General features: G+C 71.5%; 20 protein-coding genes. 16 read left to right on the top strand and 4 right to left on the bottom strand.

The window, feature by feature from the left end:
- Positions 1 to 52: 52 nt before the first annotated feature.
- From ACFYY7_RS04895 to ACFYY7_RS04875, 5 genes are read left to right on the top strand one after another with little or no spacing between them, the layout of a single operon-like run.
- Positions 53 to 1,066 carry a cobalamin biosynthesis protein gene (locus ACFYY7_RS04895; protein WP_388657023.1) on the top strand — a complete coding sequence of 338 codons (1,014 nt, stop codon included), beginning with the start codon at positions 53 to 55 and terminating at the stop codon, positions 1,064 to 1,066.
- Positions 1,063 to 2,598: a cobyric acid synthase gene (locus tag ACFYY7_RS04890; RefSeq protein ID WP_388657021.1), complete on the top strand. Its 1,536-nt coding sequence runs from the start codon at positions 1,063 to 1,065 to the stop codon at positions 2,596 to 2,598. The genes ACFYY7_RS04895 and ACFYY7_RS04890 overlap by 4 nt, the downstream gene beginning before the upstream one ends.
- A 58-nt stretch (positions 2,599 to 2,656) precedes the next feature.
- A complete protein-coding gene (locus ACFYY7_RS04885) occupies positions 2,657 to 4,675 on the top strand; it encodes a putative cobaltochelatase (protein ID WP_388657018.1) in 2,019 nt (672 codons plus the stop codon).
- Complete coding sequence (gene cobO / locus ACFYY7_RS04880; RefSeq protein ID WP_388657015.1) at positions 4,675 to 5,274, top strand: cob(I)yrinic acid a,c-diamide adenosyltransferase; 600 nt, start codon at positions 4,675 to 4,677, stop codon at positions 5,272 to 5,274. The genes ACFYY7_RS04885 and cobO overlap by 1 nt, the downstream gene beginning before the upstream one ends.
- 10 nt (positions 5,275 to 5,284) lie before the next feature.
- The gene (locus ACFYY7_RS04875) at positions 5,285 to 6,658 is read left to right on the top strand and encodes a cobyrinate a,c-diamide synthase (RefSeq protein ID WP_388657012.1); all 1,374 of its coding nucleotides are present in this window, start codon (positions 5,285 to 5,287) and stop codon (positions 6,656 to 6,658) included.
- Positions 6,659 to 6,672: 14 nt separating this feature from the next.
- On the opposite strand, the gene ACFYY7_RS04870 is transcribed toward ACFYY7_RS04875, so the two are convergent.
- Positions 6,673 to 7,395, bottom strand: coding sequence for a ZIP family metal transporter (locus ACFYY7_RS04870; protein WP_388657009.1), 723 nt, complete (start codon positions 7,393 to 7,395; stop codon positions 6,673 to 6,675).
- Positions 7,396 to 7,622: 227 nt separating this feature from the next.
- Between ACFYY7_RS04870 and cobC the strand changes: the two genes are divergently transcribed.
- Positions 7,623 to 9,329, top strand: a complete 1,707-nt coding sequence (cobC, locus tag ACFYY7_RS04865; RefSeq protein WP_388657006.1) for an Rv2231c family pyridoxal phosphate-dependent protein CobC — start codon at positions 7,623 to 7,625, stop codon at positions 9,327 to 9,329.
- Between the two features lie 58 nt (positions 9,330 to 9,387).
- On the opposite strand, the gene ACFYY7_RS04860 is transcribed toward cobC, so the two are convergent.
- Together ACFYY7_RS04860 and ACFYY7_RS04855 are read right to left on the bottom strand one after the other, a co-directional pair.
- A complete protein-coding gene (locus ACFYY7_RS04860; protein ID WP_388657003.1) occupies positions 9,388 to 10,536 on the bottom strand; it encodes an SCO1860 family LAETG-anchored protein in 1,149 nt (382 codons plus the stop codon).
- 324 nt (positions 10,537 to 10,860) lie between these two features.
- Positions 10,861 to 11,937 carry an amidohydrolase family protein gene (locus ACFYY7_RS04855; RefSeq protein WP_356080714.1) on the bottom strand — a complete coding sequence of 359 codons (1,077 nt, stop codon included), beginning with the start codon at positions 11,935 to 11,937 and terminating at the stop codon, positions 10,861 to 10,863.
- Between the two features lie 133 nt (positions 11,938 to 12,070).
- Between ACFYY7_RS04855 and ACFYY7_RS04850 the strand changes: the two genes are divergently transcribed.
- The 10 genes from ACFYY7_RS04850 (at position 12,071) to ACFYY7_RS04805 (ending at position 22,208) form a co-directional block, all read left to right on the top strand.
- Positions 12,071 to 13,177: a pyridoxal-phosphate-dependent aminotransferase family protein gene (locus ACFYY7_RS04850; protein WP_388657001.1), complete on the top strand. Its 1,107-nt coding sequence runs from the start codon at positions 12,071 to 12,073 to the stop codon at positions 13,175 to 13,177.
- 417 nt (positions 13,178 to 13,594) lie between these two features.
- Entirely contained in the window at positions 13,595 to 14,059 is a 465-nt protein-coding gene (gene ectA / locus ACFYY7_RS04845) for a diaminobutyrate acetyltransferase (protein WP_388657130.1), read from the top strand.
- Between the two features lie 44 nt (positions 14,060 to 14,103).
- The gene (gene ectB / locus ACFYY7_RS04840; protein WP_376415388.1) at positions 14,104 to 15,372 is read left to right on the top strand and encodes a diaminobutyrate--2-oxoglutarate transaminase; all 1,269 of its coding nucleotides are present in this window, start codon (positions 14,104 to 14,106) and stop codon (positions 15,370 to 15,372) included.
- A 67-nt stretch (positions 15,373 to 15,439) separates the two neighbouring features.
- Positions 15,440 to 15,838 (top strand): ectoine synthase, encoded by a 399-nt coding sequence (locus tag ACFYY7_RS04835; protein ID WP_093539722.1) that lies wholly within the window; start codon positions 15,440 to 15,442, stop codon positions 15,836 to 15,838.
- Positions 15,839 to 15,841: 3 nt separating this feature from the next.
- On the top strand, positions 15,842 to 16,735 hold the full coding sequence (thpD, locus tag ACFYY7_RS04830; protein ID WP_388656998.1) for an ectoine hydroxylase: 894 nt from the start codon (positions 15,842 to 15,844) through the stop codon (positions 16,733 to 16,735).
- 120 nt (positions 16,736 to 16,855) lie between these two features.
- Positions 16,856 to 17,881 (top strand): VOC family protein, encoded by a 1,026-nt coding sequence (locus tag ACFYY7_RS04825; RefSeq protein ID WP_388656995.1) that lies wholly within the window; start codon positions 16,856 to 16,858, stop codon positions 17,879 to 17,881.
- A gap of 56 nt (positions 17,882 to 17,937) precedes the next feature.
- Complete coding sequence (locus tag ACFYY7_RS04820; RefSeq protein WP_388656992.1) at positions 17,938 to 18,717, top strand: hypothetical protein; 780 nt, start codon at positions 17,938 to 17,940, stop codon at positions 18,715 to 18,717.
- Between the two features lie 182 nt (positions 18,718 to 18,899).
- Complete coding sequence (locus ACFYY7_RS04815; protein ID WP_388656989.1) at positions 18,900 to 19,658, top strand: GntR family transcriptional regulator; 759 nt, start codon at positions 18,900 to 18,902, stop codon at positions 19,656 to 19,658.
- 49 nt (positions 19,659 to 19,707) lie between these two features.
- Entirely contained in the window at positions 19,708 to 20,946 is a 1,239-nt protein-coding gene (locus tag ACFYY7_RS04810) for an MFS transporter (protein WP_388656986.1), read from the top strand.
- Positions 20,947 to 21,491: 545 nt separating this feature from the next.
- The gene (locus ACFYY7_RS04805; RefSeq protein ID WP_388656983.1) at positions 21,492 to 22,208 is read left to right on the top strand and encodes a DUF6333 family protein; all 717 of its coding nucleotides are present in this window, start codon (positions 21,492 to 21,494) and stop codon (positions 22,206 to 22,208) included.
- Positions 22,209 to 22,321: 113 nt separating this feature from the next.
- Here the strand turns inward: ACFYY7_RS04805 and ACFYY7_RS04800 are convergent, their stop codons facing one another.
- Entirely contained in the window at positions 22,322 to 23,419 is a 1,098-nt protein-coding gene (locus ACFYY7_RS04800; RefSeq protein WP_388656980.1) for an alkene reductase, read from the bottom strand.
- Positions 23,420 to 23,471: the final 52 nt, after the last annotated feature.

Raw genomic sequence — 23,471 nt, 5'->3', positions numbered from 1 at the left:
CACGAGAGCCTTTTGTACAAAGGTCCGCCGAGGCGCGACGGCCGGCTGAGCCGTGCGAGCCGACCGCATCTTCGCGTACGGCGCCACGGCCGGCCTGATCGGCGACCTGCTGCTCGGTGACCCCCGCAGGGGACACCCGGTCGCCGCCTTCGGGCGGGCCTCGGCGGGCGTCGAGCGCCGTCTGTGGCGCGATCACCGCGGCTGGGGCGCGCTGCACACCCTCGTCTGCGCCGGAGGCGCCGCGGGCGGTGCCGCGCTGCTCACCCGTGCCGTGCGCCGCGGCCCCGCCGCCTCCGTGGCACTGACCGCCGCCGCCACCTGGTCCGTCGTCGGCGGTACGTCCCTGGGCCGCGAGGCGCGGGCCATCGGCTCCGCCCTGGCCGCCGGTGACATCGAGCTGGCCCGGGAGCGGCTGCCGCATCTGTGCGGGCGCGACCCGCACTCCCTGGACGGACCGCAGATCGCCCGTGCCGTGGTGGAGTCCGTGGCGGAGAACACCTCGGACGCCGTGGTCGGCGCCCTGGTGTGGGGTGCGCTGGCCGGGGTCCCCGGGCTGGCCGGTTTCCGGGCCGTGAACACCCTCGACGCCATGGTCGGGCACCGCTCGCCCCGGCATCTGCGCTACGGCTGGGCCTCGGCCCGCCTCGACGACCTCGCGGGCTGGCCGGGCGCCCGGCTCACGGCCCTGCTCGCCGTGGCCGCCGGGGGGCGCCCGCGTGGCGCGGTCCGCGCCTGGCGGGCCGATGCCGCGAAGCACCCGAGCCCCAACGCGGGCCCGGTGGAGGCCTCGTTCGCGGGTGCGCTCGGCGTACGGCTCGGCGGAACCCTCGCGTACGGCGGCCGGGTCGAGCACCGCCCCGTGCTCAACGGGGAGACGGGCCGGGCGGTGGAGACCGCGGACATCGAGCGTGCGGTGCGGCTCTCGCGCCGGGTGAGTGCGCTGGCGCTCGGCGTGTGCGTGGCGGGACGGCTCGGCACGGCCCTCGCCGCACGGCGGATCGCGGGGCGCCGGAGCACCGCGACCAACCTTGCGGGACCTCGCATCACAGGACGGAGCAACGCATGAGCGGCGGGCTGCTGGTCGCCGGAACCACCTCCGACGCGGGCAAGAGCGTCGTCACGGCAGGGATCTGCCGCTGGCTCGTGCGCCGGGGCGTGAAGGTGGCGCCCTTCAAGGCGCAGAACATGTCGCTCAACTCGTTCGTCACCCGGGAGGGCGCCGAGATAGGGCGCGCCCAGGCCATGCAGGCCCAGGCCGCCCGCGTCGAGCCGAGCGCGCTGATGAACCCGGTCCTGCTCAAGCCCGGCAGCGACCGCTCCAGCCAGGTCGTCCTGATGGGGAAGCCGGTCGGCGAGATGAGCGCCCGCGGCTACCACGGGGGCAGGCAGGAGGCGCTGCTCTCCACGGTCGTGGACTGCCTGGAGCAGCTCCGGGGCACGTACGACGCGGTGATCTGCGAGGGGGCGGGCAGTCCGGCCGAGATCAATCTGCGGCGCACGGACATCGTGAACATGGGCATCGCGCGGGCGGCCCGCTTCCCGGTGGTGGTCGTCGGCGACATCGACCGCGGTGGGGTCTTTGCCTCGTTCTTCGGTACGACGGCGCTGCTCGCCGCCGAGGACCAGTCACTGATCGCCGGCTATCTCGTCAACAAGTTCCGCGGCGACGTGTCGCTGCTGGAGCCGGGCCTGGAGATGCTGCGGGACCTCACCGGCCGGCCGACGTACGGTGTGCTGCCCTTCGCCCACGGCCTCGGCATCGACGAGGAGGACGGGCTGCGGGTCTCGCTGCGCGGCGCCGTGCGCGAGTCGGTCGTCGCGCCGCCGCACGGCGAGGACGTGCTGCGCGTCGCGGTGTGCGCGGTGCCGCTGATGTCGAACTTCACCGATGTGGACGCGCTGGCCGCCGAGCCCGGCGTCGTCGTCAGGTTCGTGGACCGCGCCGAGGAGCTGTCCGACGCGGACCTGGTCGTGGTGCCCGGCACCCGCGGCACCGTGAAGGCGCTGGCCTGGCTGCGCGAGCGCGGCCTCGCCGACGCGCTGGTGCGGCGCGCGGCCGAGGGCCGGCCGGTCCTCGGCATCTGCGGCGGCTTCCAGATCCTCGGCGAGCACATCGAGGACGAGGTCGAGTCGCGGGCCGGACAGGTGGCGGGCCTCGGCCTGCTCCCCGTACGCATCCGCTTCGAACGCGAGAAGACCCTGGCCCGGCCCGTCGGCGAGGCGCTCGGCGCGCCGGTCGAGGGGTACGAGATCCACCACGGCGTGGCGGACGTGCGGGGCGGGGAGCCGTTCCTGGACGGCTGCCGGGTCGGCGCCGTGTGGGGCACCCACTGGCACGGCTCGCTGGAGAGCGACGAGTTCCGCCGCCGCTTCCTGGCCGAGGTCGCCCGTGGCGCCGGCCGGCGTTTCGTCCCCGCTCCGGACACCTGTTTCGCGGCGCTGCGCGAGGAGCAGCTGGACCGCCTCGGCGATCTCGTCGAGGAGCACGCGGACACCGACGCGCTGCTGCGGCTCATCGAGTCGGGCGCACCGTCGGGTCTTCCCTTCATCGCTCCGGGAGCCCCCGCCGCCCCCGCGGCCCCGGGAGGCCGCCGGTGAACAGCGCGTCCCGAGACCGCCTACTTCATGCCCACTCACCCGCAGGAGGGATCGCCCCGTGAGCACGCATTTCCCGTTCACCGCCGTCGTCGGGCAGCAGGACCTGCAACTCGCCCTGCTCCTCAACTCCGTCGCACCGAACATCGGCGGCGTCCTCGTGCGCGGGGAGAAGGGCACCGCCAAGAGCACCGCCGTGCGCGCGCTCTCGGCGCTGCTGCCCGAGGTGGACGTCGTCTCCGGCTGCCGTTTCTCCTGCGACCCCGCGTCGCCCGACCCGGCGTGTCCGGACGGCCCCCACGAGGCCGGGACCGGTGTGTCGCGGGACGCCCGGATGGTGGAGCTGCCGGTCGGCGCGTCCGAGGACCGGCTCGTCGGGGCGCTCGACATCGAGCGGGCGCTCGCGGAGGGCGTGAAGGCGTTCGAGCCGGGCCTGCTCGCCGACGCGCACCGCGGGATCCTCTACGTCGACGAGGTCAACCTGCTCCACGACCACCTCGTGGACCTGCTGCTGGACGCGGCGGCGATGGGTGCCTCGTACGTGGAGCGCGAAGGCGTCTCCGTACGGCATGCGGCGCGTTTCCTGCTCGTGGGGACGATGAACCCCGAGGAGGGCGAGCTGCGGCCGCAGTTGCTCGACCGGTTCGGGCTGACCGTGGAGGTCGCCGCGTCCCGGGAGACCGATCAGCGGGTCGAGGTCGTGCGGCGGCGGCTCGCGTACGACGACGACCCGGCGGCGTTCGCCGCCAAGTGGGCCGACGAGGAGGACGCGTTGCGGGCGAGGATCGTCGCCGCGCGTGCCCTGCTGCCCGAAGTACGGCTCGGCGACGCGGCGTTGCGCCAGATCGCGGCCACCTGTGCGGCCTTCGAGGTCGACGGGATGCGCGCGGACATCGTGATGGCGCGGACGGCCACCGCGCTGGCCGCCTGGGCGGAGCGTACGGATGTGCTCGCCGAGGACGTGCGGCAGGCCGCCCTGCTCGCCCTCCCCCACCGGCGCCGGCGCAATCCGTTCGACGCGCCGGGCCTCGACGAGGACAAGCTCGACGACACCCTGGAGCAGAACGGCGGCGAGGACGACGACCCGGACCCGGACGGCCCGGGTGGCGGCGGCCGCCCCCCGAGGGGCGACGGCCCCGACACGCCGCCGGACCCCGGGGGCGAGTCCGGCGACACGCCCGCTCCGTCCGTACCGGAACAGGGCCGGGAACAAGGGCAGGGGCAGTCCTCCGGGGGCGGTGAGCGGCAGCCGGTGGGCGCCACCGAGCCGTTCCGCACGAAGATGCTGAGCGTTCCCGGGCTGGGAGAGGGCGCTGCGGGGCGGCGCTCCCGGGCCCGTACCGAGCACGGGCGTACGACCGGCGCGCGGCGTCCTCAGGGTGCCCTGACCAAGCTGCACCTGGCGGCGACCGTGCAGGCCGCCGCCCCGCACCAGCGGACGCGGGGCCGGTCCGGGCGCGGTCTTGTGGTCCGGCGGGACGATCTGCGGCAGGCGGTCCGGGAGGGGCGCGAGGGGAACCTCGTGCTCTTCGTGGTGGACGCCTCCGGGTCGATGGCCGCCCGGCAGCGGATGGCCGCGGTGAAGGGTGCGGTCCTCTCGCTGCTGCTGGACGCGTACCAGCGGCGGGACAAGGTCGGGCTGATCACCTTCCGGGGCAGGGACGCCGAGGTGGCGCTGCCCCCGACGTCGTCGGTGGACGCCGCGGCGGCGCGGCTGGAGCTGCTGCCGACCGGTGGGCGCACCCCGCTCGCGGCCGGGCTGCTCAAGGCCCATGAGGTGCTGCGGGTGGAGCGGTTGCGCGATCCGTCGCGGCGGCCGCTGCTGGTCGTGGTGACCGACGGGCGGGCGACCGGGGGGCCCGATCCGGTGGCACTGGCCTCCCGGGCGGCGCGGCTGCACGAGGCGGAGGGCGTCGCGTCCGTCGTCGTGGACTGCGAGTCGGGGCCGGTACGGCTCGGCCTCGCGGGAAGCCTCGCGCGCGATCTCGGGGGCAGCGCCGTCACGCTCGACGAATTGCGGGCCGAGGCGATCGCCGGGCTCGTCAAGAACGTTCAGGAAACCAACAGGAGGGCCGCGTAATGCCGCAGGGACAGCCGACCGCCGTGCCCGACGACGGGCTCACGACCCGTCAGCGCCGCAATCGTCCGCTGCTGATGGTGCACACCGGCATCGGCAAGGGGAAGTCGACGGCGGCCTTCGGGCTCGCGCTGCGCGCCTGGAATCAGGGGTGGCCGATCGGCGTCTTCCAGTTCGTCAAGTCGGCGAAGTGGAAGGTCGGCGAGGAGAACGCGCTGAAGGTCCTCGGGGCCAGCGGCGAGGGCGGGTCCGTCGTCTGGAACAAGATGGGCGAGGGCTGGTCGTGGGTGCAGCGCGACGGCCAGATGGACAACGAGGAGGCGGCGCGCGAGGGCTGGGAGCAGGTCAAGCGCGACCTGGCCGCCGAGACGTACCGGCTGTACGTCCTCGACGAGTTCGCGTACCCGATGCACTGGGGGTGGATCGACACCGACGAGGTGGTCGAGGTGCTGCGCGAGCGCCCCGGTACGCAGCACGTGGTCATCACCGGGCGCAACGCGCCGCAGAAGCTGCTGGACGCCGCCGATCTGGTGACCGAGATGTCGAAGGTCAAGCACCCGATGGACGCCGGTCAGAAGGGCCAGCGGGGCATCGAATGGTGAGGCACCGGCAGTGAACATTCCTCGTCTGGTGATCGCCGCGCCCTCGTCGGGCAGCGGCAAGACCACCGTCGCCACGGGGCTGATGGCGGCCTTCGCGGGTCGGGGCCTCGCCGTTTCCCCGCACAAGGTCGGGCCCGACTACATCGATCCCGGCTACCACACGCTGGCCACGGGCCGGCCCGGACGCAACCTCGACGCGTACATGTGCGGCCCCGACCGGGTCGCCCCGCTGTTCGCGCACGGGGCGCGGGGGTGCGACCTGGCGGTGGTCGAGGGCGTGATGGGGCTGTACGACGGTGCGTCGGGGCAGGGCGAACTGGCGTCGACCGCCCAGGTGGCGAAGCTGTTGCGGGCTCCCGTGGTGCTGGTCGTCGACGCGTCGTCGCAGTCGCGTTCCGTGGCCGCGCTGGTGCACGGCTTCGCCTCGTGGGATCCGCAGGTGCGGCTCGGCGGGGTGATCCTGAACAAGGTCGGCTCCCAGCGGCACGAGGCGCTGCTGCGGGACGCGCTGGAGGAGTCCGGTCTGCCGGTGCTCGGGGTGCTGCACCGGGCCGAGCAGGTGGCCGTGCCGTCGCGCCATCTGGGTCTGGTGCCGGTGGCCGAGCGGCGCGGCGACGCGGTGGGCGCGGTCGCGGCGATGCGGGAGCAGGTGGTGGCGGGGTGCGATCTGGAGGCGCTGATGGCGCTGGCCGGGTCCGCGCCCGCGCTGCCGGGCGAGGTGTGGGACGCGGCGGGGGAGATCGGCGGCTGCGGCGGGCCCGTGGAGCTGTCCGCCCCCGCCGGGCGCCCGGTCGTCGCGGTGGCCTCCGGCGCCGCGTTCACCTTCTCGTACGCCGAGCACACCGAGCTGCTCACCGCCGCCGGGGCCGAGGTCGTGCCGTTCGATCCGTTGCGGGACGAGAAGCTGCCCGAGGGCACCCGGGGGCTGGTCATAGGCGGGGGCTTCCCGGAGGTGTACGCGGGTGAGCTGTCCGCCAACGCGGCGCTGCGCGGGGCCGTCGCCGGGCTGGCGGAGTCCGGGGCTCCGGTGTCCGCCGAGTGTGCCGGGCTGCTGTACCTGGCGCGGTCGCTCGACGGGCTGCCGATGTGCGGGGTGCTCGATGCCGAGGCCCGGATGTCGAAGCGGCTGACGCTCGGCTACCGGGAGGCCGTGGCGGTCTCCGACAGCGTGCTGGCGGTCCCCGGCACCCGGGTGCGCGGTCACGAGTTCCACCGCACCGTGCTGGAGCCGGGTGCCGGGGCCGATCCGGCGTGGGGCATGCACCAGCCGGAGCGGCGGGTCGAGGGGTACGTGCAGCGGGGCGTGCACGCGAGCTATCTGCACACGCACTGGGCCGCGGCGCCCGGCATGGCGCGCCGGTTCGTCGAGCGGTGCCGGGGGTGAAGCGCGTGCGGCGCTCAGTCCGCGATGCCCACCACGAGCCAGATGAAGCCCACCCCGGCCACGGTGCACAGCAGCGTGGAGCGGGCCGGGTGCCGGTGGTGTGCCTCGGGGAGGATCTCGGCGGCGGCGAGGTAGAGCAGCGCGCCGCCGAAGAAGCCGAGATAGCAGCCGAGAAGTTCCGCCGGAAGGGTGAACAGGAGCGTCGTCGCGGCGCCCACGATCGGTGCCAGCGCGTCCGCGAACAGCATGACCATGGCCTTGCGGCGGGCGTTCCCGTACAGGCTGGTGATCGTGTACGTGTTGAAGCCGTCGGCAAAGTCGTGCGTGATGACGGCGAGCGCGACGGCGGCTCCCATGCCGGCGCCCACCTGGAAGGCGGCGCCGAGTGCGACGCCGTCCATCAGGCTGTGGCCGACCATCGCCGCCGCTGCCGTGAGCCCGACCTGCGGCACCCGTTCCTCGCCCGCGCCGTGTGCCGCCTGGCGTACCGCGAGCAGCCGCTCCACGAGGTGGGCGAGGAGGAAGCCGCCGACGAACAGCAGCAGTGCGGCCGGGACGCCGAAGACGGGTTCGCCCGCGGACTCGATCGCCTCCGGCAGCAGGTCCAGGCCGACCACCCCGAGCATCAGCCCGCCGGCGAAGCCGAGCACCAGGTGACGGCGGTCGGTGACGCGCTGGGCGACCCAGCCGCCTGCCAGGGTCATCAGGAACGCGCCGAGCGCGACGAACACCGCCATGCGCTCTTGCTAGCCGATCGCCCCCGGTGCGCGCATCTCAGCACGCCCGCGCCCGCGCATTCCTTACGACCCGCGCGTTCCTTACGACCCGCGCGTTCCTGGCGACCCGCACACTCCTTGTGAACCACGCGCACTCCTCGCACCCCATGCATTCCTTGTGAACCGCGCACTCCTTGAGATCCGTGCGTTCCTTTTGAACCGCTCTCCTTGTGAAGGGAATCCGCTCCATGTCCGCATCCCCCGACGCGGCCGCCTCGGCCACCGCGCCCGGCGCGACGCTCGCCGTCGGGGTCGGCGCGTCCAGGGGCGCACCGGTCGACGAGATCCTCGGGCTGATCCGGGACACCCTGCGCGAGGCCGGGCTCTCGCCGACGGGCATCGCGGAGTTGGTGACCGTGGACGCCAAGGCGGACGAGCCGGGCATCGTCGCGGCGGCCGCGGCGCTCGGCGTACCGCTGCGGACGTACCCCGCCGGGGAGTTGGCCCGGATCGAGGTGCCCGGCCCGTCCGGCGCACCGCTCGCCGCCGTCGGGGCGCCGTCGGTCGCGGAGGCCGCCGCGCTCGCGGCGGGAGGTGAGCTCCTGGTGCCCAAGCGGAAGTCGGCCCCGCGGGGGCGGGCGGCGATGGCGACCTGTGCGGTGGTGCGCCGCGGTCCGCCCGTCCCGGCGGTCGACGCCCTCCCGGCACCGGACGTACCTCCCGGTCCCGGCCGTTGCGTGAAGCCCGGTGCCGGGCGCATAGTCGTTCTGCCGTACTCAGAGGATGAACCGGGACGGCCGCGGCAGCCGGCCCCCGTCCCCACGACGACGGCCATCACCACCATCACCCCCACGGCGGTCATGCACACTCCCACCGAAAGTCCCGACGCGACAGGCGCGGGCGCGCACGATCTGCGGCACCACGGTGACGCGGAAGTACGGGGACGGGACCGGGATCTGACCGATCTCGCCGTCAACGTACGGGCCGGTACTCCCCCGGTCTGGCTGAGGGAACGGATAGCCGGGTCGCTGGGCTCGCTCGCCGCCTACCCGGACGGCCGGGCCGCTCGGGCGGCGGTCGCGGACCGGCACGGGCTGCCGGAGGAGCGGGTGCTGCTGACGGCGGGTGCGGCCGAGGCGTTCGTGCTGATCGCGCGGGCGCTGCCGGTCTGCCGTCCGGTCGTGGTCCATCCGCAGTTCACCGAGCCGGAGGCGGCGCTGCGCGCGGCCGGGCACGATGTGGGGCGGGTGCTGCTGCGGGCCGAGGACGGCTTCCGGCTGGACCCGTCGGCGGTGCCCGAGGACGCGGATCTGGTGGTGGTCGGCAATCCGACCAACCCCACGTCGGTGCTGCATCCGGCGGCGATGGTGGAGCAACTGGCCCGTCCCGGCCGGACGCTGGTGGTCGACGAGGCGTTCATGGACGCGGTGCCGGGCGAGCGCGAGACCCTGTGCGGGCGTACGGACGTCCCGGGGCTGGTCGTACTGCGGAGCCTCACCAAGACCTGGGGGCTCGCGGGGCTGCGGATCGGTTACGTGCTGGCCGAGCCCGGGATCGTCCGCGCGCTGGAGGAGACCCAGCCGCTGTGGCCGGTGTCGGCCCCGGCGCTGACCGCCGCCGAGGCGTGCATGGAGCCGCGGGCCCTGGCCGAGGCGGCCGCCGCCGCGGAGCGGATCGCGGTGGACCGGGCCCATCTGGTGGCGGGGCTCAGGGAGTTCACCGAGGTGCGGGTGGCGGAGCCGGCCGAGGCGCCGTTCGTCCTGGTGCGGCTGGAGCGGGCCGCCGAGGTGCGGGAGCGGTTGCGGCTGCTGGGGTTCGCAGCGCGGCGAGGGGACACGTTTCCCGGTCTCGGTCCCGAGTGGCTGCGGCTGGCCGTGCGCGACCGCGCCACGACGAACCGTTTCCTCCAGGCGTTCGACCAGGCGCTGCAGACGCTGGGCACGACGGTGCGCTGACGGGGCAGCCGGTGAGAAACCGGCACCGGCTGCCCCGCTCGGGCGCCCTGCGGGCAGGTCAGCTCCGGGCGCGCCGCCTGGCCACGACCACCGCCCCGGCGCCCGCCGCCAGCAGTACGGCCGCGCCGCCCGCGAGGTACGGAGTGGTGGAGCTGCTGCCCGTCTCCGCGAGGTTCGATCCGGCGGCCGGTTCGTTGCCGGTGCCGGTCTGGGGCTTCACGCCGCCGCCGCTGGTGCCACCGCTTCCGCTGTTGCCGCCGTCACTGGACCCGCCGCCGCTCGAACCACCGCTGCCCGAACCACCGCCGTTCGACCCGCCGCCGGTCGAACCGCCGCCGGTCGAACCGCCGTCGGTCGAACCGCCGTCGGTCGAACCGCCGTTGCCCGACCCACCATCACTGGACCCGCCGGTACTCGAACCACCGTTGCTCGAACCGCCGTTGCTCGAACCGCCGTTGCTCGTACCACCGTTGTCGCCGCCACCCGGTCCGGTCGCCTTCGGCGTCTCGCAGGTCGCCTCGGCGAGCGTGATCTCGCCCTGCACATCGGCGACGTTCAGCTTGAGCGGGTTGACGGAGACCTTCAGCTGCAACGCGGTCGCCGCGGCGGTGCGCGAGGTGGTGTGCGTCTTCGAGAGGTCCAGGGTCACCTCGCCGACGGCCGGGACCGCGACCCGTGTGGTGCCGCCCGCGGTGAGGTCGATGCGCTTGCCGAGGACCGACACGTGTCCCAGCACGTTCGACTCGGCGACCGGCTTCCTGCCCACCTCGCAGACCGCCCTGGACGTGACCTTCTCCACCTCGATCAGCGAGAGCAGCGGCAGTCCGGGCACATGCACCCGGGCCTTGGCCACATTGCTGTAGCCCTCCGCCCGGTGCTTGTCGGCGGTCGCGTTCGCGGTGGCCACATCGGCGGCGAGCACGCTGACCGGCCTGCCGCCCTCCACGCCGTCGAGCCGCACGCTGAGCGCGGTCTCCTTGGCGCCGGCGGGTGCCTGCACCTCGTTGAGCGTGGCCTTGAGCGGCACGTCGACCGTCTTGTTCAGGAGCGAGACATCGAGTGCGGCACGGAGCACGACCGCGCTCGCCTTCCCGCCACCGGTGGTCGTGGTGGCCGCGGGGGCGGCCTGCGCCGGGGCGGCGACCAGCAGGGCGACGGGAGCGGCTGCGACTGCCAGGGCGGCCAGGCGGAAGGTGTTGCTGTTCAAGTTGGTGGAACCCCCACAAGAGACATGGAGCCACCGGTGCCGTCCAATGGGGGACATCGAGAGCTCCGGTGGCCTCGACCCCGAAATCTTTACGCACGGAGGGTGAACTGGCAGACACCTGACGTGAGTTCACCCCAAAGGGGGGTTTCCGTGCTTGTATTCGAATATCTCGGTACGTTCGTTCCTCCGGGTCACCCGATCCGCTGAGCGCGGACCGCACCGGAGCCGACTGCGCCGGGGTGCGCGCGAAGATGTTTCAACGACAGGGCCGGGATTCGGTAACCGCCTGTCAACACGGCGCACCCCGTCGCGGGGCCGGCGGACTCAGCCGATCACCCGCCCGTTCAGCACCACCCGCCGCGGCGCCGCGAGCACCCGTACGTCCGCCCGCGGGTCCTCGTCGTACACGACCAGGTCCGCCGGGGCGCCCTCCTCCAGCACCGGCCGCCCCAGCCACCGGCGCGCGCCCCAGGTCGTCGCGGACAGCGCGTCCAGGGCCGGGATGCCCGCCTTCACCAGCTCGGCGACCTCGTCCGCCACCAGCCCGTGGGCCAGCACACCGCCCGCGTCGGTGCCGACGAAAACCGGGACCCCGGCGTCGTACGCCGCGCGCACCGTGTCGTAGCGCCGCTCGTGCAGCCGCCGCATATGGGCGGACCAGCGGGGGAACTTGGCCTCGCCGCCCGCCGCGAGCGAGGGGAAGGTGGCGATGTTGACCAGGGTGGGGACGATCGCCACACCGCGCTCGGCGAACAGCGGAATGGTGTCCTCGGTGAGCCCGGTGGCATGCTCGATGCAGTCGATCCCGGCCTCCACGAGATCGCGCAGCGAGTCCTCGGCGAAGCAGTGCGCGGTGACGCGGGCGCCGAGCCGGTGCGCCTCGGCGATGGCCGCCTCGACGGCCTCGCGCGGCCAGAGGGCCGTCAAATCGCCCACCTCGCGGTCGATCCAGTCGCCGACCAGCTTCACCCAGCCGTCGCCGCGGCGCGCCTCCTGGGCGACGTACGCGACCAGTTCGCCGGGCTCGATCTCATGGGCGTAGTTCCGGGTGTACCTGCGGGGCCTGGCGATGTGCCGGCCGGCCCTGATGATCTTCGGCAGGTCCTCGCGGTCGTCGATCCACCGGGTGTCGGCCGGTGACCCCGCGTCCCGCAGCAGCAGCGCCCCCGCCTCCCGGTCGGAGAGGGCCTGCTTCTCGCTGGTCGCCGCGTCCACGGCGCCGTGGTGGTCGAGCCCGACGTGGCAGTGGGCGTCCACCAGACCGGGCAGCACCCAGCCGGTGACCGTCACCGCCCCGTCCGCACCGGCCGGCCGGCCGTACGAGATCCGCCCGTCGACCGCCCAGAGCTCGTCCCGGACGTCGTCGGGGCCGACGAGCACCCGTCCCTTCACGTGCAGCACCTGTGATGCCCTGTGATCACTCATGGCAGCACTGTACGAGGCGGCGCGCGGGGCCCTCGGTACGCTTCGACAAAAGCACCGACCGTACGCGGCACCGCGCACCGACCCGATCCGACCCGAAGAGAGCACCACCGTGACGCACCCCTTCCTCGACCTCGCCCCGCTCACCGCCGCGCACTTCGCGGCCATCGAGAAGCGGGTGGCCGGCCTCCTCGCCACCGAGCAGGACGTCGTCATCATGCAGGGCGAGGCGCTGCTCCCCCTCGAAGGCTGCATCCGGGGCGGCGCCCGGCCCGGCTCGACCGCGCTGAACGTCGTCACCGGGCCGTACGGGCAGACCTTCGGGAACTGGCTGCGGGACTGCGGCGCCAATGTGGTCGATCTCGCGGTCCCCTTCCACACGGCCGTCACCGCCGACCAGGTCGCGCGGGCGCTGGCCGAGCACCCGGAGATCGACTTCGTCTCCCTGGTCCACGCGGAGGCGGCGACCGGCAACACCAATCCGGTCGCCGAGATCGGCGAGGTGGTCCGTTCGCACGGGGCGCTGTTCATGCTGGACGCCGTCGCCTCGGTGGGTGCCGAGCCGCTGCTGCCGGACGTGTGGGGCGTCGACCTCTGCGTGATCGGTGCGCAGAAGGCGATGGGCGGCCCGGCCGGGGTGTCGGCGGTGTCGGTGAGCGAGCGCGCCTGGGAGCGGATCGCCGCCAACCCCGAGGCCCCGCGCCGCTCCTACCTCTCGCTGCTGGACTGGAAGGAGCGCTGGATCGACGGCGGCCGCAAGGCCCTGCTGCACGCCCCCGCCCAGCTGGAGATGCTGGCGCTGGAGGCCTGTGTGGAGCGCATCGAGACCGAGGGCCTGGACGCGCTGATGGCCCGTCACGCGGCGGCCGCCGCGGCGACGCGCGCGGGTGCGGTGGCGCTCGGCGGCGGCCTCTCCCCGTACGTGCACGAGGCCGCGGAGGCGGCGCCGGTCGCGACGACGCTGCGCGCCCCCGAGGGGGTCGACGCCTCCGAGCTGGTCGCACGGGCGCTCGCGGCCGACCCCTCGCTGCCGCTGATCGCGGGCGGGGGTGCGCTGTCCAAGGAGATGATCCGGGTCAATCACTACGGTGTGGATGCGACGCGGGGCGTGGTGCTGTCCTCGCTCGCGGCTCTGGGGGCGGCGCTGGCCGATTCGGGCCGGCAGGTCGATTTCGAAGCTGCCCGCAAGGCCGTTTCGGAAACCTGGCCGAGCGAATAAATCCGGGACGGATCAAATATTTCCCGAACACAGGGGCCAGAATGCGGGGAGCTGCTTTATTCAGAGCAGCTCCCCGCATTCTTCTGCCCGGTTTCCCGGACCCTAAACACCCGAGTTTCCAGAGACTCCGAGCAAGCCCGAACCACACAATTCCGTTGCGTCGCACGAGAGTTACAACCATGTGACCTACTCCACACGGCGACCGTTATGCCGGATAAATAGCCACCAAAACAGAAGAAAACGCTCCCTGCTCGCGCCGGGGCACGCGCCCGCGTGATAACACAGAGGGCCATCCCACCCAACCCCTCGCGTCGATGCAATTTGGAAATTTGCTGGGTAAATTCAATTTGCATGACCGCCGCACCAGCAGATTTTGCAAGTGCCCGAAACGAATTCATCACCATCGACACCCCACGAGTGGAGGACGGGGCCGCGATCTGGCGCATCGCCCGCGACTCCGAGGTCCTGGACCTCAACTCCTCGTACAGCTACCTGCTGTGGTGCCGTGACTTCGCCGCGACCTCCGTGGTCGCCCGGGGCGAGAGCGGCGAACCCGTCGCCTTCGTGACGGGGTACCTCCGGCCGGACCGTCCCGGAACGCTCGTCGTCTGGCAGGTGGCCGTCGACCACGCCCACCGCGGGGCGGGGCTCGCCGGAAAGCTGCTGGACGCACTGACCTCCCGGGTCGCCGCCGAACAGGGCCTGGCCTCGGTCGAGACGACCGTCACCCCGGACAACACCGCGTCGGACCGGCTGTTCACCTCCTACGCACAGCGCCACGACGTGGCCCTGGACCGCGAGGTGCTCTTCGACGGCGGGCTGTTCCCCGAGGGGAACCACCTGCCCGAAGTCCTGTACCGCATCGGCCCGTTCCACACCTGAGCCTCCCGGCGACCCACCCCCCTCTCTCAAGCAGGAGATCCCCTGTGACCATCACCCCGCCCGCGCTGAGTGTCTTCGAGACCCTGGAGTCGGAGGTACGGAGCTACTGCCGCGGCTGGCCCGCCGTGTTCGACCGTGCGCAGGGCGCCCGGCTGACCGACGAGGACGGCCACAGCTACCTCGACTTCTTCGCCGGCGCGGGGTCGCTCAACTACGGGCACAACAACCCGGTGCTGAAACGTGCGCTGATCGACTACATCGAGCGCGACGGCATCACCCACGGCCTGGACATGGCCACCACGGCCAAGCGGACCTTCCTGGAGTCCTTCCAGAACAACGTGCTGCGCCCCCGCGACCTCCCGTACAAGGTGATGTTCCCCGGGCCGACGGGCACCAACGCGGTCGAGGCGGCGCTGAAGCTGGCCCGCAAGGTGAAGGGGCGCGAGTCCATCGTGTCCTTCACCAACGCCTTCCACGGCATGTCGCTCGGCTCGCTCGCCGTCACCGGCAACGCCTTCAAGCGGGCCGGCGCCGGCATCCCGCTCGTGCACGGCACCCCGATGCCGTTCGACAACTACCTCGACGGCAAGGTGCCCGACTTCCTCTGGTTCGAACGGCTCCTGGAGGACCAGGGCTCCGGGCTCAACAAGCCCGCCGCCGTGATCGTCGAGACGGTGCAGGGCGAGGGCGGCATCAACGTGGCGCGCCCCGAGTGGCTGCGGGCCCTGGCCGACCTGTGCCGGCGCCGCGACATGCTCCTGATCGTCGACGACATCCAGATGGGCTGCGGACGCACCGGGTCGTTCTTCTCGTTCGAGGAGGCCGGCATCGTCCCCGACATCGTGACCCTGTCGAAGTCCATCAGCGGCTACGGACTGCCCATGTCCCTCTGCCTGTTCAACCCGGAGCTGGACATCTGGGGGCCGGGCGAGCACAACGGCACCTTCCGCGGCAACAACCCGGCGTTCGTCACGGCCGCCGCCGCGCTGGACGCCTACTGGGCGGACGGCCAGATGGAGAAGCAGACCCTGGTCCGGGGTGAGCAGATCGAGCAGGCGCTGCTCCCGATCTGCGACGAACACTCCGCTCTCGGCGCGCGGTACCGGGGCCGCGGCCTGGTCTGGGGCCTGGAGTTCACGGACGAGGCACGCGCCGCCGCGATCTGCGCCCGCGCCTTCGAACTGGGGCTGCTGGTGGAGACCTCCGGCCCGCGCAGCGAGGTCGTGAAGCTGCTGCCGCCGCTGATCATCACCCCCGACGAGCTGGACGAGGGCCTGCGCACGCTGGCCCGCGCGATCCGCGACACCGTCTGATCCCGGACCCGCCCCGGCGCGGGTTTGACGAGAAGCATCACCGCAGAGAGAAAGGTACCGACCCACCGTGATCGTCCGATCGTTCAGCGACATCGAGAACACCGACCGGCATGTGAAGGCCGCATCCGGCACCTGGGAGAGCAAGCGCATCGTGCTCGCGCAGGAGAAGGTGGGCTTCTCCCTCCACGAGACCACGATGTACGCGGGCACGGAGACGTCGATGTGGTACGCGAACCACATCGAGGCCGTCCTGTGCGTCGAGGGCGAGGCCGAACTCACCAACGACGAGACCGGCGAGAAGCACTGGATCACCCCCGGCACGATGTATCTGCTGAACGGCCATGAACACCACACCATGCGGCCGAAGACCGACTTCCGCTGCGTCTGCGTCTTCAACCCGCCTGTCACCGGGCGGGAGGAACACGACGAGAACGGCGTCTACCCGCTGCTCACCGAGGAGGGCTGAACCATGACCACCGCCGGACGCACCGATCTCTACCCCACGCGCGGCACCGCCGAGATGACCACCCCCCGCCAGGACCCGGTGATCTGGTCCCCGCCCGGCACCCCCGGCCCTGTGGCGGTGCGGGACCTCCAGGGCTTCGAGCGCGACGGCTTCCTCACCGTCGACCAGCTGATCACCCCCGACGAGGTCGCCGCCTGCCACTCCGAGCTGGAACGGCTGATCGCCGATCCGGCGGTGCGGGCCGACGAGCGCTCGATCATCGAGCCGAAGTCGCAGAAGGTACGGTCGGTCTTCGAGGTCCACCGGATCAGCGAGGTCTTCGCCCGGCTGGTCGAGGACGAACGGGTGGTGGGCCGGGCCCGGCAGATCCTCGGCTCGGACGTGTACGTCCACCAGTCCCGGATCAACGTCAAGCCGGGCTTCGGCGCCTCGGGGTTCTACTGGCACTCGGACTTCGAGACCTGGCACGCCGAGGACGGACTGCCGAACATGCGGGCGGTGTCCGTGTCGATCGCGCTGACGGAGAATCACGACACCAACGGCGGGCTGATGATCATGCCCGGTTCGCACAAGTCGTTCCTCGGCTGCGCGGGCGAGACGCCCAGGGACAACTACAAGGAGTCCCTGAAGATGCAGGACGCCGGAACCCCGTCCGACGAGGCCCTGACGAAGCTGGCCGACCGGCACGGCATCAAGCTCTTCACCGGCCGGGCGGGTTCGGCGACCTGGTTCGACTGCAACTGCATGCACGGCTCGGGCGACAACATCACCCCGTACCCGCGCAGCAATGTCTTCATCGTCTTCAACAGCGTGGAGAACGCCGCCGAGGAGCCGTTCGCGGCACCGGGGCGGCGCCCGGAGTTCATCGGGGCGAGGGACTTCACCCCGGTGCGATGAGGTGACCCGCCGGGAGGGGGAGGAGCGGCATCCCCCGCTCCTCCCCCTCCCCCTCCCCCTCCCCCTTCCCGCACCGAAATCGCTGGACCGGCACGGCGGTCGGCGGCGAGGGTGGGCCCCATGACCTCACTCGTACGTCACATCACCATCGACTGCTCCGACCCCTACGGACTCGCCCGCTTCTGGTCCGAGGTGCTCGACGCCCCGGTCTCCGACCAGGACGCCCCCGGTGACCCCGAGGTGCTCGTCGAGGCTCCCGGTACCGCGCTGCTCTTCATCCGGGTGCCGGAGCCCAGGAACGGCAAGAACCGCGTCCACCTCGACATTCAGCCGCAGGACCGGACCCGCGACGAGGAGGTCGAGCGACTGCTCGGCCTGGGCGCCACTCTCGTCGCCGACCACCGCAAACCGAACGGGCGGGGCTGGGCGACGCTCGGCGACCCCGAGGGCAACGAGTTCTGCGTCGAGTGCGGTGCGGCGGAACGGGCGGCCCTGACCGGGACCCGGCTGCCGGTCACGGCGGACGACGTGACCACCGCGGTACGGCTCGCGATCGACGCGCTCCGGGAGTCCCCGGTGGACAAGTGGCACTCCCCGGCGGGGTCGCTGGAGTGGACCTGCTGGGAGACCGCCGAGCATCTGGGCGACGACCTCTTCAGCTACGCGGCCCAACTGGGCCCGCAGCGGCCGTCGGTGGACGCGTACGTCCCGTACCGCTGGAGCGCCGACCGCGAGGGCGGTCCGATGAACGCGGTCTTCGCGGACCGGTCGGCCGGAACCGCCGGGCTGCTCCTGACCCTGGAGGCCTGCGGCGCGCTGCTCGCCTCGATGGTGCGGACGACTCCGCCCGGGATCCGCTCGTACCACTCCTACGGGGTGTCCGACCCGGAGGGCTTCGCCGCGATGGGCATCGTGGAGACCCTGGTCCACACGCACGACATCGCCACGAGCCTGGGGGCCGGCTGGACCCCGCCCGCCGGCCTCTGCGACCGGGTGCTGGCCCGGCTGTTCCCGGACGCCCCGAAGGACGCCGACCGCTGGGCCGTACTGCTCTGGGCCACCGGCCGCGGCGAACTGCCCGGCCGCCCCCGCGTCACCTCGTGGAAGTGGCGCAGCGCACCGCTGGACGAGTCCGGCCAGGAGTAGCGCGGAGCGGGGCCCGGCGGGCGTCCGGGGCCCGGGCTGCTGCGAAGATCGATGGCATGGGGCATCAGCAGATCCTGGACAAGCTGGCCGACCGGGGGCTCGTCCGGGCGATGGACGAGGATCTCGCCCGCTGGGTGAGGCATCAGATGACCTACCCGGGCCGGACGCGCGCCGAGATCGAGCAGGATGTGATCGCTCCGGTGCTACTGAGGTGGCGCTGCCTGCTCGATGCCGAGGACGTCGGTCCGGCGGCGAAGGACATCGCGCGGGTCGCGCTCGCCACGCTGCTGCACAGGTACGGATTCCAGGACCCCGGCACCACGGCCGGCGCCCTGCGGGCGGTGGACGAGCTCAACCGGCACGTCGTGCTCTCCGACGCCTTCGAACGACGTTCCCCCGAGATCAAGAAGCTCCTGGAGTCACCACCGGTCCCGCTGACACGCCGCCCACGCACCCCTCGGGCGCTGACGTTCCTGCGGACCGGTGACGTGATCTCCTTCGAGCTCTCCGGGCGTTTCCACGCCGCCTTCGTGCGCGAGCTGTCCGGCACCAGCGAGTTCCCCGTGATCGAGTTCTACGCCGGAACCTTCACCCGGCCGCCCACCTGGGCGGACCTGTCGGGCCGCGCCGCGGCCGCCGAGCGGGGTCGTGCCCGCTTCGGTGTCGTCGGCCTGACCCACCTGCCCGACCCGGCCCACCAGGTGCTGGCCGTCGAGGCACAGCAGCCCCACCCGCCGCACGGTGAGGACCCCCGGCCGGGCGAGGGCCTCTGGCAGTTGTCCGACCTCATGAGCCTGCAGGAGGACGTGCGGAGGCTCTTCGGCGACAAGGAATAGGCCGATCCGACCTCGTGGGGGCGTCCCAGGGCGCCCGGTCGTCCGGACTGCAGGTCGAGTCGGTCTGCTTGCCGAGCGCTGAGCGTATTTCTACTCCAGCAGCTTTCTCCGGGTGCAGTAGCTTGCCAACTCCCACTGGGAACGGCCAACTGCCGCACAGCAGAACGACTGGAGGATCGTGCATGCCCCGAGAAGCTCCGTACCTCGCAGTGGCCGACGTCCTGCGCGCACGGATTCTCGCAGGGGAGTGGCGGATCGGCGAGCGGCTGCCGTCCCGGGCACGGCTCTCCGAGGAGTACGGGGTAGGGCGCAACGTCATGCAGAGGGCCATGGACCGTTTGATCAACGACGGTCTCCTCGAAGGACGTGCCGGCTCGGGCACCTACGTCCGCACCCCGCGCGAGCGCCTGCGGCTGGTCCGCTCGCTCCACCGGGACCGCGGGTTCGGCTGCTCCCCCAACGCCGGAGCGAGGCAACGGGGCGACGCCGACTCCTGGGATTCACACAGCGAGGTGCGCGTCCCTGCCCCTGAAGAAGTCGCCGTGCGGCTCGGCATCACGCCTGGAGACCTCTGCGTCAACACGCATTACGAGTTCCTCGCCGACGGGCAACCCGTCCAGCTCTCCGAATCCTGGGAGCCGATGGCCATCACGGACGGAACTCCGATCGTGCTGCCCGAGATGGGTCCCCTGGCCGGAAGGGGGCTGGTCGAGCGCATGCGGTCCATCGGCGTGGCCATCTCGACCGTGGTGGAGGTTCCGCGCCCGGCTCGTGCCACCCGGGTACAGGCGAACCTGCTGGGGATCGGAGTGGGGGACCTCGTGCTCCAGATCGAGCGCACCGTCTACGACACCGGCGGACGCCCGGTGGAGACCGCCGACATGGTCATTCCTGACGTGCGTCGGGAAGTGGTCTACGAGTTCGGAGTCGACCGTCCGTAGCCGTTGAAGCCGGTGGAACGGATTTCACTTCTGACAGCAGGGGACACGAATGTCGAAAACCTCCAGGCTCGGACTCCTGCGAGACCGGGATTTCGGGCGTTTGTTCGCTGCCACCGCGCTCGGGCAGCTGGGCGACCGCATCATCTTCCTGGCCTTGCCCCTGGTTGCCGTCATGGCACTGAATGCTGACGAGTTCCAGGTCGGGTTACTGACCGCGATGACCACCGCGGGATCGCTCCTGGTCGGGCTGCCGGCGGGCGCGTGGGTGGACCGCATGCGGAAGCGATCGGTGATGATCAGCACTGATCTCGTGCGCGCGCTGGTCCTGATGACGATACCCGCCGCGTGGTGGGCCGGCCTTCTCACCATCTGGTGGCTCTGCACGGTCTCCTTGCTTCATGGAGTGCTGACGGTCTTCTTCGATGTCGCGTACGTCAGCTATCTCCCGCACTTGGTGGGCCGCAGCAATCTCGTGGAAGGAAACTCGAAACTTTCGGCAATACGCTCGGTGACCAGTATCAGCGGACCGGCGGCGGCAGGACCGCTGATCGGCCTGGTCGGAGCCCCCTCAACCCTCTTGGTCAGTTCGGCCGGGATGGCAGTGTCGGGGCTGCTCGCGATCACTATCCGCAGACGCGAACCAAAGCCGGAGCCGAGCAAGAATCCCCAACTGCGGCGGGAGATCAAGGAGGGGCTCGGGTTCGTCCTCGACCACCCCGCCCTGCGCGCAATCATGCTGGGAGATGCGATATTCAACCTGTTCCTGGTCATGTATCAGACCATGCTGCTGATCTTCTTGGAACGGGAGATGGGTCTCCAGCCCTTCGGTATCGGCCTCGTTCTGTCCGGGATGGGTTGTGGTGCCCTGCTCGGAGCGCTGATGGCAACCACGATCTCGAAGTGGATCGGACCGGGTCCGGTCATCTGGCTCGCAGCGCTGGTCACCTGTCCGTTGACCGTCCTCATGCCGTTGGCGCGACCGGGCTGGAGCGTGTATGCGGCTGCGATCGGGCTTGCGGCTCTTTCGCTGGGCGGGGTCATTCGTGTTGTGGCTCAATCGAGCTTCCAACAGGCCCTGACACCGGACCGACTTCTCGGCCGGATGAGCGCGACAACCCGATTCGTGTCCTGGGGTGGCATTCCTGTCGGTGGGCTCCTGGGTGGAGCCTCGGGTTCCGCGTTCGGGGCAACAAACACCTTGTGGATCGGTGCAGCCGGTATGACGCTGAGCGCTGTCCCCAATTTCCTGTCGCCGCTCCGGACGATGCGCAGAGTGCCCTCCGAGTGAGTGAGCCCCACGGGGAGTCGGGGAATCCTCGCGGGGCTCGGATCACTTCCGACTGGCCTTCACCTCGTCGCGCACTGCGCGAACAGACCGAATCGCTGTGATCATCTTTTGGGATAGCGCGGGGACCTGGTCGAAGAGGTGTCCCACAACAGTGAAAACCCCAACGACCGCAGCTGTCCCTACAGTCACCCAGCCCGCCAGTTCCATGTCGCTCCCTTCGGAGAGGATCGGCAGGGGCACCCGGACTCCGCGCCCGCGCCCCCGATCCGAGGTGTGCGACGTCCGGCCCTTCAGTGCCGTCCCCTCTTCATGAACTACACGGTTCCTTGGGCGACTTGATTGTATCCGTTGCGGCCCGAAGGACCCCTTCGGGCGCCCGGCCGGCAGATTCCTGTGCGGCAAGCGTGCGGTGCGCGGCGTAGAGGTACGTACCCCAGCGCGGCCCGGTCCGGGCTCGGGCGACCCGTTCCGTTTGGATCCTTGGTTCACACCCGTCAGTACGCCGTCAGCCCGGACTGTCACTGCCCGTCGCTACGGTGCCCCTTATGACCGACACCACTTTTTGGGCCTGCCCACCCGACCGAGAAGTTCGGGGATATGGCGATGACTACACCCTCACCCTCCTCCTTCCCCCCTTCCCCGCAGGCACGGTGAACTTTTCTCCCCACGACCCGGAAGAAGCCCGCCACTTCGCCGAAAACTTCGACACCGTCGACGAGATCCTCGAAGAGCTGCCCCCCGGCTCCGCATGCGACTCGCCGGCTCCGGAGACGCGGGCGGACCTGGACATCATCAAGGTGGGCTGCTGGGGCAACGTCATCTCCATAACCGACCCGGCCCTGGCCGACAGCATCGGCGATTCGCCGCTGCTCGGGGCATCCAACACTCTCCGCGAGCGCTACCCGGACGCCAGGATCGTCGGATCAGCCAGTGTTCACTGCGGAGGAGACCACACCGAAGACATCATCCGGCTTCCCGGCGGCTTGATGCTGCACGCCGAAGGCTGGTCCGGCGTGGAACCGTTGGAAGTCACCGGCGACCCTCAGGCCGTAGTACGCGCCCTCGGCCTCAGCTCTGGGACCCTCGCCGAGGAAGCGATCGACCTGGACGGGGAGTCCGATGAAGTCGACTGGCGGGCCCTGGGCCGGCTTGCGCTCGGACCGTGCGACCCGTGGGGCCGCGTGGACCTCCGGATGTCCGTCTTCCGCGTCCGCCACACCAGCAGCTCCACGTTCCGGATGGAAGAGTCCTGGTTCCTTTAACCGGTAACGATCCAGAAGCCGGCTCCAGGTCGCCCACGTGTCTTGATCGATTCGCATTCCCCTGCAGTCCGCATCAGGCGAGGTGATCTCCGGGGCTGGGTGACCGGCGACGCTCATGATCGAAACGAAACGGCCTGGGCCTGGACCTCGTCCAGCGCCGGGTAGTCGACGTAGCCCTTCGCGTCGCCGCCGAAGAAGGTCGACGGGTCCGGGGTGTTGAAGGGGCCGCCGGCCTTCAGCCGGGCGGGCAGGTCCGGGTTGGCTATGAACAGGGCGCCGTACGCGATGAGGTCGGCGGTCCCGTCGTCGACCAGCGAGTGGTCGTCCGGGCCGGTAGGGCCGTCCGTCAGCGCGTTGAGGACGAACGTGCCGGAGAACTGCTTGCGCAGCGCGAGGGTCAGCTCGCGGATCTCCACCGCCTCCAGGACGTGCAGATAGGCGAGGCCGAGCGGCTCGATCTCCCGTACCAGCGCGGTGTAGAGGGCTTCCGGCGCGGGCTCGTCGATGTCGTTGTAAGGGTTCTTGGGCGAGATCCGCAGTCCGGTCCGCTCCGCACCGATCTCGGCGGCGACGGCCTTGACCGCCTCGACGGCGAACCGGATGCGGGCCTCCTCCGAGCCGCCCCACTCGTCGTCGCGCAGGTTGGTGTTGGGGGCGAGGAACTGGTGGATGAGGTAGCCGTTGGCGCCGTGCAGCTCGACCCCGTCGAAGCCGGCGTCGACCGCGTTGCGGGCGGCCGTCGCGAAGTCGGCGATGGTCTGGCGGACCTCGTCGCCGGTCAGTTCGCGCGGGGTGGTGAAGTCCTTCATGCCCGTGCCGGTGAAGAGCTGGCCGGCGGGCCTGACCGCTGACGCGCTGACCGGGGTCAGCCCGTCCGGCAGCACGTCCGGGTGACCGATCCGGCCCGCGTGCATCAGCTGGGCGAAGATCCGGCCGCCCGCCGCGTGCACCGCGTCGGTGACCTTGCGCCAGGACGTGACCTGTTCCGCGCTGTGCAGTCCCGGGGTGGAGGGGTAGCCCTGGCCCACCACCGACGGCTGGACGCCCTCCGTGATGATGAGCCCCGCCGATGCGCGCTGGGTGTAGTACTGGGCGACGAGATCCGTGGCGGTGCCGCCCTCACCGGCCCGGCTGCGGGTCATCGGAGCCATCGCGATGCGGTTGGCGAGCCGGGTGCCGGACAGGTCGATGGGGTCGAACGCGGAGGTCATCGGGGCTCCCGAGGTATTTATGTGGTCGGCCAATTATCTGTGCGGGTGCCAC

The sequence above is a fragment of the Streptomyces sp. NPDC001933 genome, assembly GCF_042890955.1.
GTDB lineage: Bacteria > Actinomycetota > Actinomycetes > Streptomycetales > Streptomycetaceae > Streptomyces.
The sequence above is the reverse complement of the archived record's forward strand: the minus strand, read 5'-3'. Positions and strand labels throughout refer to the sequence as shown.